The organism is Brevibacillus sp. M2.1A (genome assembly GCF_013284355.2).
Classification (GTDB): domain Bacteria; phylum Bacillota; class Bacilli; order Brevibacillales; family Brevibacillaceae; genus Brevibacillus.
Window position 1 is genome coordinate 4,310,487 of sequence record NZ_JABSUY020000001.1, and the last position, 16,532, is coordinate 4,327,018.

Here is a 16,532-nt window from a genome sequence, read left to right on the forward strand (position 1 = left end):
ATATGTCGATAGACAGGTTTTTGATGGCTGGGAAGCTTATTCTGGAAAAGACACTGGCTTACCAATCGGTTCGTCCATTTCCCAGTCAATCGGGCGCTCGACAGAGATCGTTCCCAGCTTACCGGAACGCAGCTCACGCAGGAAAATTTCCGCTGCCTTGTCGTAATCGATATTTCCGCCAGAAACGAGACATCCGCGCTTCTTCCCGATTTCTTCGAGCATCTCTACTCGATCCTCAGGCAATTCTTTTAGCTTGAAGCGTTCGATCAGGCGTTCCGGATAGTAATGCATCATGTAGCTGATGACAAATAATGCTACCTCCGTAAAATCGATGAGCTCATCTTTAATTGCCCCACTTGCCGCCAATCGCAGGCCTACCATCTGATCTTCAAATTTCGGCCAAAGAATACCAGGCGTATCGAGAAGCTCCAGTGTATCGCCCATTTTTACCCATTGTTGCGCCTTGGTTACCGCTGGTCGATCACCAGTGGCTGCTACCGAGCGCTTGGACAAGCGGTTAATGAGGGAAGACTTGCCGACATTCGGAATACCCAAGATCATGATGCGGATGGCACGACCTTGCATCCCACGCTCACTGCGCTTTGCCAGCATGTCAGCTGCTAGCTCCTTACACATTTCTGGCAGCTTGCTGACACCTTTTCCACTCAGGGCATCAATCGGCAACGTACGAATGCCTTGCTTGCGAAAATAAGCAATCCACTCATCTGTTGCCCGTTCATCTGCCAAATCTGCTTTGTTTAGTAATATCAAACGTGGTTTATCACTGACAATCTCGTCAATCATCGGATTTCGGCTGGAAAGCGGCAGACGTGCATCGAGAAGCTCGATGACTACATCGATTAATTTCAGCTTTTCCGTTACTTGACGACGTGCTTTAGCCATATGGCCAGGAAACCATTGGATCGTCATGATGTCTCACCTACCTTGAAGCTTTGCGTTATCTTGTCAAGCGAATTCCCGCAACCGGCCAAAAAGTAAATTCAGCTCTGCCAACAACCGTACTGACGGCAACAGGACCGATGGCTCTGCTGTCATGACTGTTCAACCTGTTGTCGCCCATCACAAAGATATGGTCTGCTGGTATTTGAACCGGGGGAAAATCGTGGGTGAAGAACGGCTCTCCCTGCTGCTTCGCTTGTTCTTTCGATTGTGCAAGATACGGTTCCTCTATCACTTTGCCATTGACAAGCAGCTGATCGTTTTTGACCTCTACTGTATCACCCTCAACAGCAATGACTCTTTTGATGTAATCTCGCTCCTTTTCAGCATGGAACACGATGATTTCACCTGGCTTCGGATCTTGCAAAAAGTAAAGCGCCTTGTTCACCACTAATTTTTCGCTGTTATGTAATGTACTTTCCATGGATTCGCCTTCTACAATAAACGGGGCGAACAAAAAGGTACGAATGAGAAACGCCAAGATTAAGGCGATCCCAAGTGCCTTTATCCATTCCCATAGTTCATTTTTCTTCTTATGACTGGAGGTAATTTCTTCGCTCATGACTTACGATCCTCCCATGAAAGCTCGTCCAACCTTAGCTGTAACATATGTCAAGATGAACTATTTTATTTCAAGATCGCTAAATGGAAAAAAGAGGCCTGGCAAGCAGGCCAGTCCTCTTTCTAAGCGTTACGCTTATCGACGAATTTCTTTAATACGAGCTGCTTTACCTACGCGATCGCGCAGATAGTACAGTTTCGCACGACGTACTTTACCATGACGCACGATTTCGATCTTGTCGATCTTAGGCGTGTGTACTGGGAATGTACGCTCAACACCTACGCCGTAAGAAATCTTACGAGCTGTAAATGTTTCGCTGATACCTGTACCGCGACGGCGAATGCATACGCCTTCGAACAGCTGGATACGCTCACGCTGACCCTCGATAACCTTAACGTGTACACGAACAGTGTCACCAGGTCGGAACGCAGGAATGTCCTGTTTCAATTGCGCTTTTTCCAGTTCACGGATAATTTGGTTCATTTGAATTTCCTCCTTCCGATAGACGTTCTTACTCGTCTAACCCATAGGTCCAGCCGCTTGGGCTGCGTTACGAGTAGCGGACCGCCTTAGTCAGCGGGCAAAATTGCCACAAGAAGTATATTAACATAGCGGGCACAAAACTACAAGACTCTTCCCCTATTTGTTCCCTACTTTTTTTCCTGCTCTAATTCAGCCAATAGCTTTTTCATTTCATCTGTCAGCGCGAGCTTCTCCAACAAATCTGGGCGCCGTGCTTTTGTTCGACGCAGCGACTCTTTTAACCGCCAGCTTTCAATATTGGCGTGATGGCCTGACAACAGTACGTCTGGCACTTTCCAGCCGCGAAACTCAGCTGGTCGTGTGTAATGTGGGTATTCGAGCAGTCCCGTTGAAAAGGAGTCCTCAACGGCTGACGTTTGGTTTCCCAACGCTCCTGGTTGCAGACGAACGACACTGTCAATGACCACCATCGCCGCAAGCTCTCCCCCGGTCAGAACGTAATCGCCAATCGAGATTTCATCCGTGACGAGATGCTCCCGAATTCGCTCGTCGTACCCTTCATAATGACCGCAGATGAAGACAAGATGCTCTTCTTGCGCTAGCTCTTCTGCCAGCTTCTGATGATAAGGCACACCCTGTGGGCACATCAGAATCACTCGGGGTTTTTTCTCTCCCGTCAAGGCTTCTACAGCCCGGAACAACGGTTCGGGCTTCAGGACCATTCCTCCGCCACCGCCATAAGGGGTGTCATCTACCGTACCGTGCTTACTCTCAGAGAAATCGCGAAAATTGGTGACGTGAAAATCAACCAGTTCTTTTTCGCTTGCCTTGCCCAAAATGCTGCTGGATAAAACACCTGTAAACATTTCGGGAAAGAGCGTAAAAATATCGATCCGCATCTGAAGTTCCTCCTACAGCAAGCCTTCCATTAGATGGCAGACCACACGTTTGTTCGCGATATCCACTTCCTTGATGCATTCGTCGATATACGGCAACAGGATTTCTCCGCGTTTTCCCTTCACTACCCACACATCGTTTGCTCCTGGCTGCATAACATCCACGATTTTGCCCAGTTCTTCGCCCTCGTCGGTTACTACAACGCAGCCGACGAGCTGATGAATGTAGAACTCGTCCTCTTCTAATTCCATCAGGGCTTCCTCTGGAATTTTCAATTCTCCGCCCTTGTACTTTTCGATATCGTTAATATGCTCATAGCCTTGAAAGCTCACAATCTCAAAATTTTTATGCGGGCGACGAGAAGCGATTTTCAATTTTAGCGGCTCACTAAGTGTCGGGTGGAACAAGTACAGCTCATTTCCTTTGCGAAAACGCTGATCTGGAAAGTCAGTCGTTGGTGTTACGCGCACTTCACCACGCAGGCCATGCGTATTAACCAGTTTGCCTACTCCGTAAAAACTATTTTGGCTCAACGTGTTCATTCCTCCTTTTCTTTGTTCCCATTTTTTGTTTGTAGCCGAATCTCATGTACCAGGCCATCTTTTATCATGATTTCCGTTCCGGACATCATTTCATCCCAGACATCGCCCTCTTGAATCGAGACAGGGCTTTGAACTGTCTGGTAATCGACCTCGCTTCCCTCTGGAAGATTTTCTACCTGCTGGAGGGTATATGTCAGGTGATCTATCTTTTCCTTGCGTCGACGCTCTTCCTGCGCGATTTTTTCTTGGGCCAACGCATATGTATCCGCAGACTTTTTCTTCGCCTCGGTTAATAACTTTTTGGATTGAAACTGCCACTGCTCCCATTCTTTACGCTGCAAACGAAGTCGCTGGCTATACTGATCAATGAGAGCAGCCCGTGATGCTTCCGTAATGATCAGTTTAACCTGTACCGTCCGAAATATAGTAAGCACCTTCGCCACTCCTTTCGGAAAAATCATCATGGTCTATGAGCATCTTGGATACTAGAAAAAAGACTGGGAAAGCTCCCAGTCTTTTTTCATACAATTTCAACCGTGACACGCTTGTCCGTTTCCACGGATGCGGCGATCACGACCGTGCGCAGGGCTTTCGCGATTCGACCTTGCTTGCCAATAATCTTCCCCATATCATCAGGGTGTACCGACAATTCAAAGACGAGAGTTCGCTCTTTGTCCACTGCGTTAACACGAACCTCATTCGGATGATCGACGAGAGCTTTAGCGATCGTTTCGACCAGCGCTTTCATCATCAAACCTCCAGAAGACCGACTTATTTGCCGTATTTGGTTTCGTGTACTTTTGCGAGTACGCCTTCTTTGGAGAGAAGGTTACGAACGGTGTCAGTTGGAGCTGCACCATTCAGGATCCATTGTACCGCTTTGTCGGTATCAATTTTCACCACTGCCGGTTGTGCAACCGGATTGTAGTAACCGATTTCTTCAATGAAACGGCCATCGCGTGGGGAACGGGAGTCAGCTACTACTACACGGTAGAAAGGAGCTTTCTTGGAACCCATACGCTTCAGACGGATTTTTACTGCCATGTTGTGTCACCTCCTGTATTAATCAACGCTAGAAGAGCATCTGCGTTGGTGCTACTATATCTGAACCATCGCGGCCAGCTGACAAGTCAGTGTCGCGAAGAGATCATGCCTACTTACTTGAACGGCGGCTTGAAGTTAAAGGGGAAGTTCATCCCGCCCTGGTTGTTGCCTCCGCCTTTTCCCATGAAAGGTAATCCGAAGCCTTTTTTCTTCGACTTCTTGACCATTTTGTCAGCAGCGCCTGAGAATTGCTTCATCATCTTTTTCATTTCCTCGAACTGCTTGAGGAAACGATTGACTTCTTGAATACTCGTTCCGCTTCCGCTTGCGATGCGCTTGCGACGGCTGGCATTCAATAAATCAGGATTCGCGCGCTCTTGTTTGGTCATGGATTTGGCGATCGCTTCAACGCGGGCAATCTGCTTTTCATCCACGTTCATCTTGCCCTTCATCTTGTTCATTCCTGGCAGCATGCCGAGAATGTCTTCAAAAGGACCCAGGTTGCGAAGCTGCTGCATGGAATCCAGGAACATGTCGAAGGTAAACTCACCTTGGCGCATTTGGCGTTCCATATCGCGTGCTTTGTCTTCATCCACGGATGCCTGTGCTTTTTCAATCAGGCTGAGTACGTCCCCCATACCCAAAATACGAGAAGCCATACGATCCGGATGGAACGGTTCGAGCGCATCTAGCTTTTCACCCATCGCCGCGAATTTGATCGGCTTGCCAGTGACAGCCTTGACGGACAGTGCCGCACCGCCTCGAGTATCACCATCGAGCTTCGTGAGAACCACACCAGTCAGTTCGAGCTGGCTATTGAAGCTCTCTGCTACATTGACGGCATCTTGACCTGTCATCGCGTCCACGACGAGTAAAATCTCATCGGGCTTGGTTACCTCGCGAATCTGCTTCAACTCGTCCATCAGCGCTTCGTCAATATGCAGGCGACCTGCAGTATCGATGAGGACTACGTCGAGATGATTCGTCTTCGCGTGTTCAATCGCTTGGCGAGCGATATCGACAGGACTGACTTGATCACCGAGAGTGAAGACGGGAACATTGAGTTGGTCCCCTAAAACCTGAAGCTGCTTGATCGCAGCAGGACGGTAAATGTCGCCCGCTACCAGAAGCGGCTTGCGGTTTTGCTTTTGCAAATACTTGGCCAGCTTACCGGTTGTGGTTGTTTTACCTGCCCCTTGCAGACCTGCCATCATAATGACGGTCGGCGGGCGGTGAGCCATCGTGAGCTGAGCGACGTTGCCACCCATCAGAGCGACCAGTTCTTCATTCACGATCTTTATCACCATTTGACCAGGCGTCAAGCTTTTCATGACTTCCTGACCGACTGCGCGCTCCTTGACACGAGCAACGAAGTCTTTTACTACTTTAAAGTTAACGTCTGCTTCCAGCAAGGCCAGACGAACTTCACGCATCGCTTCATTCACGATGGTCTCGTCTATTTTCCCTCTGCCGCGCAGTTTGTCAAACGCGTTTTGCAGCCGATTGGCTAAGCTCTCAAACGCCATGCGAGCCCTCCTAATCCATCTCTGACAGTTGGTGGAGCAAAGTGTTCAGCTCGTCTCTTGTCTCGCTCTCCGAAAGCTCATTTACAAGTTCATTCATGCGATTCAACACGTCCATGCGTTTTTCATGACGCTCAGCGAGGCGAAGCTTCTGATCGTATTCAAACAGTTGCTTCTCTGCTCGCTTGATATGATCATAAACAGCTTGGCGGCTGACCTCATGCATCTCGGCAATTTCTCCGAGCGATAAATCGTCCAGATAATACAGCTCAAGATATTCTCGCTGCTTGCCCTTGAGTAGCGGCGCGTAAAAGTCAAACAAGAGATTGACTTGATTGGTCTTTTCTAACATGAAACCAATCCTTTGCTATGAGGTACTCGTTTCAAACTGTAAAGACTTTTTCTTTACAGCACGTAGATTATAGTACCTAATTCCACACCTAGTGTCAAGGTTTTTTATTGACATCATTTTTTTATCTTTGAAACACTATGTTTTTACGCATTTTCCTGCTCTTCTGTTTCATCTTTTTGGATCAATCCAGCAAATAGGGCATGAACAAATTGCTCAGGATCAAACTGCTGCAAGTCATCCATTCTTTCACCCAACCCGACGTATTTCACCGGAATGTTCAGCTCGTTGCGAATCGCAATGACGATACCACCCTTTGCTGTACCATCCAGCTTGGTCAGGACTAAACCTGTTACTCCAGCAGACTGTCCAAACGTTTTCGCCTGTGAAAGCGCATTTTGCCCAGTCGTAGCGTCCAAAACAAGCAAAACCTCGTGCGGAGCTCCTGGCAATTCGCGCTGCAATACGCGGTGTACCTTCGCCAGCTCTTCCATCAGATTGACTTTGTTTTGCAAGCGGCCTGCGGTATCGCACAACAGCACATCAACCTGTCGGGATTTCGCTGCCTGAATCGCATCGTAAATCACTGCAGCCGGATCAGAGCCTTGTTGCTGCTTGATTACATCAACTCCTACACGCTCTCCCCAAACCTCCAGCTGTTCAATCGCTGCTGCGCGGAACGTGTCACCTGCTGCCAGCAGCACTTTTTTGTTTTGCTGCTTGAACATATGCGCCATTTTACCGATCGTAGTCGTTTTCCCTACTCCATTTACCCCTACGAACAAAATGACGTTCAGACGACCGTCCTCTACATTCAGAGACGTATCCGCCGCATCATCATTTTTCAAAAGGGCAACCAGTTTTTCTGAGAGAATGGGCTGCAGGTCGATCGCATTCTCGATTTTTTGCTTGCGCACTTCTGTCCGCAGGTCGTCAATGAGCTCCATGACGGTATTGACGCCCACATCGGACGTAATCAAAATTTCTTCTAATTCATCGAAAAAGTCATCGTCGATCTTTTTGTAGCGACGTACCAGATCCTCGACTTTTTCTACTAGCAGGTCTCTCGTCTTAGCCAAACCATCCGTAAACTTCTGGGTGACCTCTTCGGACTTTTGGACAATAGCATCACGAAGGCGCTTGAAAAAACTCATGTTCATCTTCCTTTGCGGGTAATATCGATTGAATAGCAGATCCCTTTAAGAGGCAGATTCAACAAACTTGTCACTGTCCTCTAGCTTGACGGAGACGAGTTTGGACACGCCGCCCTCCTGCATCGTGATACCGTATAGCACGTCTGCGCTCTCCATGGTGCCTTTTCTGTGTGTGACGCAAATAAACTGCGTCTGGTTGCTGAAATGGTGCATGTACTCGGCGAAACGGTTAACGTTCGCCTCATCCAAAGCGGCTTCTACCTCATCCAATACACAGAATGGCACTGGCTTCACACGCAGGATGGCAAATAGCAAGGCCATCGCAGTCAAAGCACGTTCGCCCCCGGACAAGAGCGCAAGATTTTGCAGCTTCTTGCCAGGTGGCTGCGCCACGATATCGATGCCCGTCTCAAGCAGGTTATCTGGGTTGGAGAGTACAAGATCTGCGCGTCCTCCTCCAAACAGTTGGACAAACACGTCGCGGAACTGCTCCGAGATCGCATCAAATGTTTCTTTGAAACGGCGCGACATCTCTGCGTCCATTTCTTGGATCACTTGATAGAGCATATCTTTTGCTTCATTCAAATCAGCTTCCTGCGAGCTTAAGAACTGCTGACGCTCGGCCAAGCGCTCATATTCCTCAATCGCACCAAGGTTCACAGTGCCAAGTGCCCCAATTTGCTTTTTGAGACGATTGACCACTTGTGTCTCTTCCTGAATCTCGCCACGTGCCGGATATTTTTGCTTCGCAAGGTCGTAGCTCATTTCGTATTCTTCGGAGAGTTTATTCAACAGATGGTCGAGCTCTACCTCGTTGCGGTTGACTTTTACTTCTTCCTGATGAAGCTTTTCCTCGAGCGATTTAACCTCGCGGCGGATTTCTTTCACCTGCTGTTCTACTTGCTCCTGTTTGTAAAAGAGAGTCGCCCGCTCACTTCTCCGCTCTTGAATCAAACCAGCTACACGGTCTTTATCCTGGCGCAATTCGCTAATGCGCTGATCCAGCTCTAGCCCGGACGATTCGTTCGTACGCTCCAGCTCATCAAGAGATGCCAAATTCGCGTTTTGTTCTTCCCATTCTCGCTGCAATTGGCTTTTTTGCTCCAGCAATCGTTCTGTTTGCTCCAAGCGTGATTGATACTCTTGCTTGACCTGCGCATTCAATACTTTGAGACTTGTTATTTTTTGATTCATTTCTTCTTTGGATTCGAGCTGCTCTTGACGTTTCGCCTCTGCTTCTGCGATCTGTGCACTGAGCTCTTTTTCCTCTTGCTCCATGGCAGTCAAAGAGGCTTGCAGCTGCTCTTGCTTGCGTTTGGCTTCTTCCATCTCGCGGCGATAGCTCTCAATATCTTGTTCAACAAGCTTTGCTCGCTCGCCTAAGGATCTGCCTTCCGATTCCTTTTGCTGCAAGAGTCCTTTTACTTCCTGTTCTTTCAGTCGCAGACTTTCGCCCTCTGTCCGCAGAGCTTCTTGCTCCTGCTGCATTTGCGCCAGTTCCTTCGTCAGCTGCTCCATAAGGGTAGTATGCCCAGAAATTGCCTGGTCGATTTCTACCAGCTGCGCTTCCAGCTCTTCTGATTGACGGTTGCGCCCAAGCAGGTTCGTGCTGTTCTTTTTCAATGCCCCCCCTGTCATGGAACCGCCAGCATTTACGATATCACCTTCCAGCGTCACGACGCGATAGCGGTAGCCAAGCGTACGGGCTACACGGTTTGCCTGCTCCAGCTTTTCCGTAATAATGACATTCCCCAAAAGACTTTCGAGGATGGGTCGGTACGCTTCTTCAAAAGTCACGAGCTCACTCGCGATTCCGACGACTCCACTCTCCTCCTCAAGCTGGCGCTTATCGCTTGCCTGCAAGGTACGAGGACGGATGACATCGAGCGGTAGAAATGTTGCCCTACCTGCATTGTGTTGCTTCAAGTGAGCAATGGCTGCACGACCAGATGCTTCGTTGTCCACGACGACGTTTTGCAGTGCGCCACCCAATGCGACCTCCATCGCTGTCTCATATTGCTGTGGCACAACAACGAGCTCAGCGACCGCTCCATGGATCCCTTTGAAGCCCCGCTCGCGTGCTTTCAAAATTTCTTTTACCCCTTGCTGAAACCCTGCGAATTCCGACTGCATTTCTTTTAACAGGTCAAAACGAGACTTCGCTGCTTCCCGCTTTTGTTCCCAGTTGCGCAGCTCCCGACGGGCTGTTTCAAGACGGGCTTGTCCTTCACGCATACCCTCGACCAGCTCTTTGTATCTGACGCCAGTTTCTTGAATGGTAGAAACGATGTTCTCCAGCTGATCTTGGAGTTGGCTCAACTGAGCTAATCGCTGCTCTTCTTCTTCATCAAGCTGTTTTTTTCCAGACAATTGACGTTCGACTCTGGCCTCGCTTGTCTTGAGTAGCTGCTCTTGATGACGATTTTCGTTGCGCAGATTCGCCATTTCGTTGAGCTTTTCGAAGTAATCACTCTTCAAACGCTCCACGTCATCTGTCAGTGATTGCACCATGGAAAAAAATTGACCTTCTGCTTCTTGCAGCGAAGCGTGGGCTTCGGTCATGCGGCGATCCGCTTCCTTGGCCCGCTCTTGTTCTTCTGCCAATTCTGCCTCAAGCCCGTGCTGCTTCTCGGTAATCCGATGCATCTGCTCCATCGTCTGCTGGCGATTGGCATTGAGATTGCGCATACGCTCTCGCAATACCTCACGTTGTCCTTCGACTTTTTCCGTCTCTTCACTGACTGTCAAAAGTACTTGTTGCAGTTCTTCGATAGATTGGTCGATCTGGGTGACATGAAAACGCGCTTGCTCCAGATCAGCTTCTTGTTTGGATGCTTCGGTCGTTTGTCCGATTAACAGGTGCTTGAGTTCCTCTACCCGTCCGGTGGCTGCTTCCCACTTCGTATGAGCTGCTTCAATTTGCTGCACGTAAAGAGCAACTTCATGCTCAACCAGCTGGCGATGAAGCTCCTTGTACGTCTTGGCTGTCTCTGCCTGCTCCTGCAAAGGCCCGATCTGCTCCGTAATTTCACTGACGATATCGTGAATACGCACCAGATTTTGCTCGGTGTCATCGAGCTTTTTCTCCGCCTCGCGCTTGCGTGTTTTGTATTTGACGATTCCGGCCGCTTCTTCAAATATTCCACGGCGATCCTCGGACTTGGTACTGAGAATTTCCTCAATTTTTCCTTGACCGATAATGGAATACGCTTCTTTACCCAGCCCCGTATCCATGAACAGCTCCATAATGTCTTTTAGACGGCAGGATCTGTTGTTTATGTAATACTCACTGTCACCAGAACGATACACTCTGCGGGTAACGGATACCTCCGAATATTCCACATCGAGCGAACGATCTGTATTGTCCAAGGTGAGTGTCACTTCTGCGAAATTCACTGGCTTGCGCTTGTCACTGCCCGCAAAAATAATGTCTTCCATTTTCGCTCCACGCAACGACTTCGCGCTCTGTTCCCCCAGCACCCAGCGGATCGAATCAGAAACGTTACTTTTCCCACTTCCATTCGGTCCCACTACGGCTGTTACCCCTGGTACAAATTCCAATTCCGTGCGATCGGCAAAGGATTTGAATCCAGCCAGCTCCAGGCGTTTCAAATACATACGTACGGTCCTCCTTAAGAAACCATCCAAGACTGCCTGTCAAATTGACAGACTTACAAACATGCAAGGAACGGATGGTACCCGAAAAGAAGCCCCTGCATCGAACAGGAGCTACCTACTACGAGCCTACATGGTCATCTGTAGGTAAGTGTATCATAGATAGCGGTCATCTCGCAGTATTTTCCCTATGTTTCCCACCCGAAAGAAAAAAGCTGCACCATCTTGTAGCAGATGATGCAGCCCTTCTCGCTGACGAGTGATTATTTATCCCCCAGCTTGACCAACGCTCGTGCAGCAGCTTGCTGTTCCGCTTCTTTTTTGGAGCGGCCAGAGCCGATGCCAAGCGAACGATTGTTCAAAAGCACCTCAGATACGAATTCTCGATTATGAGCTGGTCCTTTTTCTTCTACAATTCGGTAATGGATGTCTCCCAGATTGTCTTGTTGAACAAATTCCTGCAACTGGCTCTTGAAGTCGGTTACCTGGGCAAACTCTCCCTTGTCGATGCGCGGGTACACGTATTTTTCCATAAAGGAAAAGACTGCGTCCAACCCCTGGTCCAAGTAAAGCGCACCTACAAACGCCTCAAAAACGTCCGCTAGCAAGGCTGGTCGCTGACGTCCACCTGTCAGCTCTTCCCCTTTTCCCAGCAATACGAGATCGCCAAAATTCAACAGTTCAGCAAACTTGACGAGAGAAGGTTCACAGACAATGGCTGCACGCAGCTTCGTCATTTCCCCTTCACTCATCTTCGGAAAAGTTTTATACAAAAACTGGGAGACGGTCAACTCCAGCACAGCATCCCCCAAAAACTCTAGCCGCTCATTGTCTGATATTCGTTTGCCGCGTTGCTCGTTCACGTAGGAAGAATGGGTGAATGCCTGCCGCAAAACGCTTTCATCGCGAAAGCGAAAGCCTATCGTTTCTTGCAGCTGTGCAAAATTCATCACCCTCACCACCATTCCAGGAGACTGCCTACTATTTCTATCAGTAGGGCTCATTTATGCTTCGTATCGCTTCAGGACAATCGTTGCGTTGTGACCGCCGAATCCAAATGTATTGGAAACAGCCACATGGACGGTCGCCTTGCGCGCATGGTTCGGAACATAATCCAGATCACATTCTGGATCCGGGTTTTCCAAGTTGATTGTTGGAGGCAGTACTTGATCACGCAGCGCATATGCCGTCGCGATTGCCTCGACTCCACCAGTAGCACCCAGCAAATGGCCTGTCATCGATTTGGTCGAGCTGACAGCCAATTTGTATGCGTGCTCGCCAAACACACGCTTGATCGCTTGTGTTTCTGCGATATCTCCTTGGTCAGTAGAAGTACCATGTGCATTAATATATTGGACTTCTGTTGGATCAACGCCAGCGTCTTTCAGTGCGCTCGCCATGCAACGCGCTGCCCCTTCGCCACCAGGAGATGGAGAAGTAATATGGTGAGCATCTGCACTCATCCCGTAGCCAATGACTTCCGCGATGATCGTTGCTCCACGTTTTTTCGCATGCTCAAGCTCTTCCAGAATCAGAACACCAGCACCTTCGCCCATTACGAAGCCATCGCGATCTTGGTCAAACGGACGGCTCGCTTTTTGCGGCTCATCGTTTCTGGTGGACATCGCTTTTGCCGAGCAAAAGCCTGCAAATGCCATTGGACGCACCGTTGCTTCTGCTCCACCTGCGATCATGACATCTGCGTGATCGAACTGGATCAGACGCAGTGCATCACCGATCGCATTTGTACCTGTCGCACAAGCGGTAATCGCACTGGATGTTGGTCCTTTTGCACCGTATTGAATAGATACTGCACCAGACGCCATGTTCGCAATCAGCATCGGTATGAAGAATGGACTCACACGACGCGGTCCTTTTTCCAACAAGACGGAATGCTGTTCTTCCCATGTAGTCAGACCACCGATTCCGGACCCGATGTATACACCCACTCGTTCCGCATTTTCTGGCGTGATCTCCAGTTTTGCATCTTCTACAGCCATTTTGGCAGCAGCTAATCCAAACTGAACGAATCGGTCTGTACGTCGGATATCTTTCTTGTCCATATACTGCTCAGGATCGAAGTTTTTCACTTCGCCTGCAATTTGTGTTGGATAATCAGAAGCGTCAAAGGCAGCCACACGGTCAATGCCTGATTTTCCTTCCAGCAAGCTGTTCCAGAAAGTCTGCGCGTCATTCCCTACTGGAGAAACGACACCAACGCCAGTAATCACCACTCTGCGTTTCATTACAATCACCTCTATATGAAAGTCAGCAGTCAGCTTCTTACATTCACTGCATGCAAAACGTGTATTTATTTGAATTATGTACAGGTGGCTATTGAAGGAGAAGTCCCGTATGGTACGGGACTTCCAACAGATCAACCTACTTGTGAGATTCTATGTATTTAACAACCTCACCAACAGAAGTGATCTTTTCAGCATCTTCGTCGGAAATCTCTAAATCAAACTCATCTTCGAGTTCCATTACGAGTTCAACCACATCCAGGGAGTCAGCGCCCAGGTCTTCTTTGAAAGAAGCTTCCAAAGTAATTTTGGACTCATCTACACCCAGACGATCGACGATGATTTTCTTCACACGCTCCAAAGTATCTGCCATCTTGCTTCACCCCCTCTCCCGTATTATAGTGGATGAGCTTTCAAAAAACCAGTTTTCAGAAAACGCGCGATGGTTTTCTTCCTACATGTACATTCCGCCGTCTACGTGCAGGGTCTGCCCTGTCATGTAGTTGGCTGCGTCGGATGCCAGGAACAACACGACAGATGCGATATCATCTGTTTGTCCCAAGCGGGCAAGCGGAATTTGGCTTGTGAGTCCTGCTTTGACATCCTCCGGCAATACAGCAGTCATTTCTGTATCAATAAATCCTGGGGCAACAGCATTCACCGTGATATTGCGACTTGCGAGCTCACGAGCAGCTGTCTTCGTCAAGCCAATAACCCCAGCTTTTGCAGCTACGTAGTTAGCTTGTCCAGCGTTCCCCAAAACACCTACCACAGAAGTGATGTTGATGATTTTGCCTGAACGCTGCTTCATCATTGGGCGGGTCGCTGCCTTTACGCAGTTGAATACACCCTTCAGATTCGTCGCAATGACATCATCCCACTCGTCTTCTTTCATGCGCATAATCAAGTTGTCGCGAGTGATTCCCGCATTGTTCACGAGAATATCAATTGCACCAAAATGATCCAAAGCAGCTTTGAACATGTCGTTGACATCTTCTGTAGAAGAAACGTTCGCACGAATCATGATGGCATCGCGGCCCATTTCTTTAATAAGGGAAACAGTCTCACTCGCTGCCGCTTCACTACCTGCGTAATTGACAACTACATTCGCGCCAGCTTCTGCCAGCTTCAATGCAATTGCACGCCCAATACCACGGGAAGCCCCTGTGACCAGTGCTGTTTTTCCTGTTAACATAGTACCCCTCCGTTCAAAAGCTCAGTAAGCGAATCCATGTCCTGCACAGAGATAATCGTCGTATCCGCTGGTGCGATTTTCTTGATTAAACCGGCCAAAACTTTTCCTGGACCGATTTCCACAAAGGTTGTCACCCCTGCTTCGACCATCCATTGTACAGAATCCTCCCACAAAACTGGAGCGGAAACTTGTTGAACCAATTGATCTACAATGATTGTAGCCTCAGATACTGGTCTAGCCGTTACGTTTGCCACAACAGGCACGGTCGCTTCTTGTACCGTAACGCCAGCCAAGACAGCTTGCAGCTTCTCTGCTGCCGGCTGCATCAAGCTCGAGTGGAACGGACCGCTTACATTCAATGGAAGGACACGCTTTGCGCCCGCTTCCTTCGCTTTTTCACCGGCCAACTTCACTCCTTCAGCAGAACCAGAGATGACAATTTGCCCTGGGCAGTTCATGTTCGCTAATTGAACAGGATGTCCAGCTGCTGTTACCTCTTCGCAAACCGCATGCAGTGCCGCGCGATCCATGTTCAAGACAGCAGCCATAGCACCTTGTCCCGCTGGCACCGCTTCTTCCATGAACTGACCACGAGCTCGCACAGTTTTGACTGCATCTGCAAAGGACAAAGCCCCTGCCGCGACCAAAGCAGAATACTCACCCAAGCTATGACCTGCTACGAACGCAGGCTTATAGTCAGGCAACTTTTCTTTCAATGCTGCGAAAACAGCGATGCTTGCTGTCAAAATAGCTGGCTGTGTGTTTGCTGTCAGCTTCAATTCCTCTTCTGGTCCTGCAAAACACAGTCCCGACAAGGAAAAGCCGAGTGCTTCATCAGCCTGCTCAAATATATGACGGGCCGCTTCCGATTGTTCGGAGAGAGCTTGCACCATTCCTACAAATTGTGAACCTTGCCCCGGAAAAACAAAGGCTACTTTTCCCATTCCTACTTGCTCCCTTCTGCCGGAGTCGTGCACCACTTCAAGAGCGTCGCTCCCCAAGTCAAGCCGCCACCAAACCCAACCAGGATCAGGTTATCGCCTTCTTTTACACGACCAGCCTTTACTGCTTCATCCAACGCTACAGGAATAGACGCAGAGGACATGTTTCCATAACGATCCAGGTTGATCGCTACTTTATCCTCAGACAAACCAAAGCGCTGTACGGCAGAGTCGATGATTCGTTTGTTTGCCTGATGCGGTACCAACAGGTCGATCTCATCCTTCGATACGCCCGCTTTGGACAAGACAGCCTCTGTTGCAGAATTCATGACGCGAACGGCGAATTTGAAAACTTCTCCGCCTGCCATGTAGAGATAATGCAGGCCTTGTTCGACAGACTCAGCAGATGCAGGCGTTCTGGAACCACCTGCTGGCAAGCACAAGAGGGACCCGCCTGATCCATCTGCACCGAGCTCAAAGGACTGGAAGCCGTATCCCTCAGTAACTTCACCGATAACAGCCGCACCTGCACCGTCTCCGAACAAGACGCATGTATTTCGATCTTTGTAATTCGTAATTTTGGACAAGGTCTCAACGCCTACGACCAATACTTTTTTATACAAACCGTTTTGGATGAACTGAGTCGCTGTTGTAATTCCGTACAAAAAGCCTGTGCAAGCCGCGGAAAGATCCATGGCAGCCGCACGTGTAGCACCCAGCTTTTCTTGCAGCAAGCAAGCAGTAGACGGGAACGACATGTCAGGCGTTACAGTTGCGACAATGATCATATCCAGCTGTTCCGCGCTGATGTTTGCTTTCTCGAGCGCTTCTTTGGCAGCCTCGTAAGCCAAGTCGGAGGAAGCTTGCTCCGGTGAGCTAATGCGGCGTTCTCTGATTCCGGTACGGGAAACAATCCACTCATCAGAGGTTTCCACCATTTTCTCCAGATCAAAGTTCGTCAACACCCGCTCCGGGGTATAAGAGCCTGTAGACAAAATTCCTACTGAACGCTTTGTACTCATCT

General features: G+C 49.0%; 18 protein-coding genes. All 18 read right to left on the reverse strand.

The window, feature by feature from the left end; all coding sequences use genetic code 11:
* Positions 1-36 precede the first annotated feature (36 nt).
* Positions 37-930 carry a ribosome biogenesis GTPase YlqF gene (gene ylqF, locus HP567_RS20635; RefSeq protein WP_007719698.1) on the reverse strand — a complete coding sequence of 298 codons (894 nt, stop codon included), beginning with the start codon at positions 928-930 and terminating at the stop codon, positions 37-39.
* A 28-nt stretch (positions 931-958) separates the two neighbouring features.
* Complete coding sequence (gene lepB, locus HP567_RS20640) at positions 959-1,522, reverse strand: signal peptidase I (protein ID WP_173608048.1); 564 nt, start codon at positions 1,520-1,522, stop codon at positions 959-961.
* Positions 1,523-1,657: 135 nt separating this feature from the next.
* Entirely contained in the window at positions 1,658-2,005 is a 348-nt protein-coding gene (gene rplS / locus HP567_RS20645) for a 50S ribosomal protein L19 (protein WP_015891886.1), read from the reverse strand.
* A gap of 167 nt (positions 2,006-2,172) precedes the next feature.
* Entirely contained in the window at positions 2,173-2,904 is a 732-nt protein-coding gene (gene trmD, locus HP567_RS20650) for a tRNA (guanosine(37)-N1)-methyltransferase TrmD (protein WP_056486459.1), read from the reverse strand.
* A 12-nt stretch (positions 2,905-2,916) separates the two neighbouring features.
* The gene (gene rimM / locus HP567_RS20655; RefSeq protein WP_173608049.1) at positions 2,917-3,444 is read right to left on the reverse strand and encodes a ribosome maturation factor RimM; all 528 of its coding nucleotides are present in this window, start codon (positions 3,442-3,444) and stop codon (positions 2,917-2,919) included.
* Positions 3,441-3,878 carry a YlqD family protein gene (locus HP567_RS20660; protein WP_173608050.1) on the reverse strand — a complete coding sequence of 146 codons (438 nt, stop codon included), beginning with the start codon at positions 3,876-3,878 and terminating at the stop codon, positions 3,441-3,443. The genes rimM and HP567_RS20660 overlap by 4 nt, the downstream gene beginning before the upstream one ends.
* A gap of 86 nt (positions 3,879-3,964) precedes the next feature.
* On the reverse strand, positions 3,965-4,192 hold the full coding sequence (locus HP567_RS20665; protein ID WP_007719711.1) for a KH domain-containing protein: 228 nt from the start codon (positions 4,190-4,192) through the stop codon (positions 3,965-3,967).
* Between the two features lie 23 nt (positions 4,193-4,215).
* Positions 4,216-4,488, reverse strand: coding sequence for a 30S ribosomal protein S16 (gene rpsP, locus HP567_RS20670; protein WP_047067992.1), 273 nt, complete (start codon positions 4,486-4,488; stop codon positions 4,216-4,218).
* A gap of 113 nt (positions 4,489-4,601) precedes the next feature.
* The gene (gene ffh / locus HP567_RS20675) at positions 4,602-6,014 is read right to left on the reverse strand and encodes a signal recognition particle protein (protein WP_047067995.1); all 1,413 of its coding nucleotides are present in this window, start codon (positions 6,012-6,014) and stop codon (positions 4,602-4,604) included.
* Positions 6,015-6,024: 10 nt separating this feature from the next.
* A complete protein-coding gene (locus HP567_RS20680) occupies positions 6,025-6,363 on the reverse strand; it encodes a putative DNA-binding protein (protein WP_016743283.1) in 339 nt (112 codons plus the stop codon).
* A gap of 143 nt (positions 6,364-6,506) precedes the next feature.
* Positions 6,507-7,514 (reverse strand): signal recognition particle-docking protein FtsY, encoded by a 1,008-nt coding sequence (gene ftsY / locus HP567_RS20685; protein WP_144614433.1) that lies wholly within the window; start codon positions 7,512-7,514, stop codon positions 6,507-6,509.
* 45 nt (positions 7,515-7,559) lie between these two features.
* Complete coding sequence (gene smc, locus HP567_RS20690) at positions 7,560-11,132, reverse strand: chromosome segregation protein SMC (protein ID WP_173608051.1); 3,573 nt, start codon at positions 11,130-11,132, stop codon at positions 7,560-7,562.
* Positions 11,133-11,392: 260 nt separating this feature from the next.
* Entirely contained in the window at positions 11,393-12,079 is a 687-nt protein-coding gene (gene rnc / locus HP567_RS20695) for a ribonuclease III (RefSeq protein WP_026043146.1), read from the reverse strand.
* Positions 12,080-12,133: 54 nt separating this feature from the next.
* Positions 12,134-13,375, reverse strand: coding sequence for a beta-ketoacyl-ACP synthase II (gene fabF, locus HP567_RS20700; RefSeq protein WP_173608053.1), 1,242 nt, complete (start codon positions 13,373-13,375; stop codon positions 12,134-12,136).
* A gap of 136 nt (positions 13,376-13,511) precedes the next feature.
* Positions 13,512-13,745, reverse strand: a complete 234-nt coding sequence (gene acpP / locus HP567_RS20705) for an acyl carrier protein (RefSeq protein WP_005834336.1) — start codon at positions 13,743-13,745, stop codon at positions 13,512-13,514.
* 81 nt (positions 13,746-13,826) lie between these two features.
* The gene (gene fabG, locus HP567_RS20710) at positions 13,827-14,567 is read right to left on the reverse strand and encodes a 3-oxoacyl-[acyl-carrier-protein] reductase (protein WP_173608054.1); all 741 of its coding nucleotides are present in this window, start codon (positions 14,565-14,567) and stop codon (positions 13,827-13,829) included.
* Positions 14,561-15,511 (reverse strand): ACP S-malonyltransferase, encoded by a 951-nt coding sequence (fabD, locus tag HP567_RS20715; RefSeq protein WP_173608055.1) that lies wholly within the window; start codon positions 15,509-15,511, stop codon positions 14,561-14,563. Before fabD ends, fabG begins: the two co-directional genes overlap by 7 nt.
* A gap of 2 nt (positions 15,512-15,513) precedes the next feature.
* The gene (locus HP567_RS20720) at positions 15,514-16,530 is read right to left on the reverse strand and encodes a beta-ketoacyl-ACP synthase III (RefSeq protein WP_173608378.1); all 1,017 of its coding nucleotides are present in this window, start codon (positions 16,528-16,530) and stop codon (positions 15,514-15,516) included.
* Positions 16,531-16,532 lie beyond the last annotated feature (2 nt).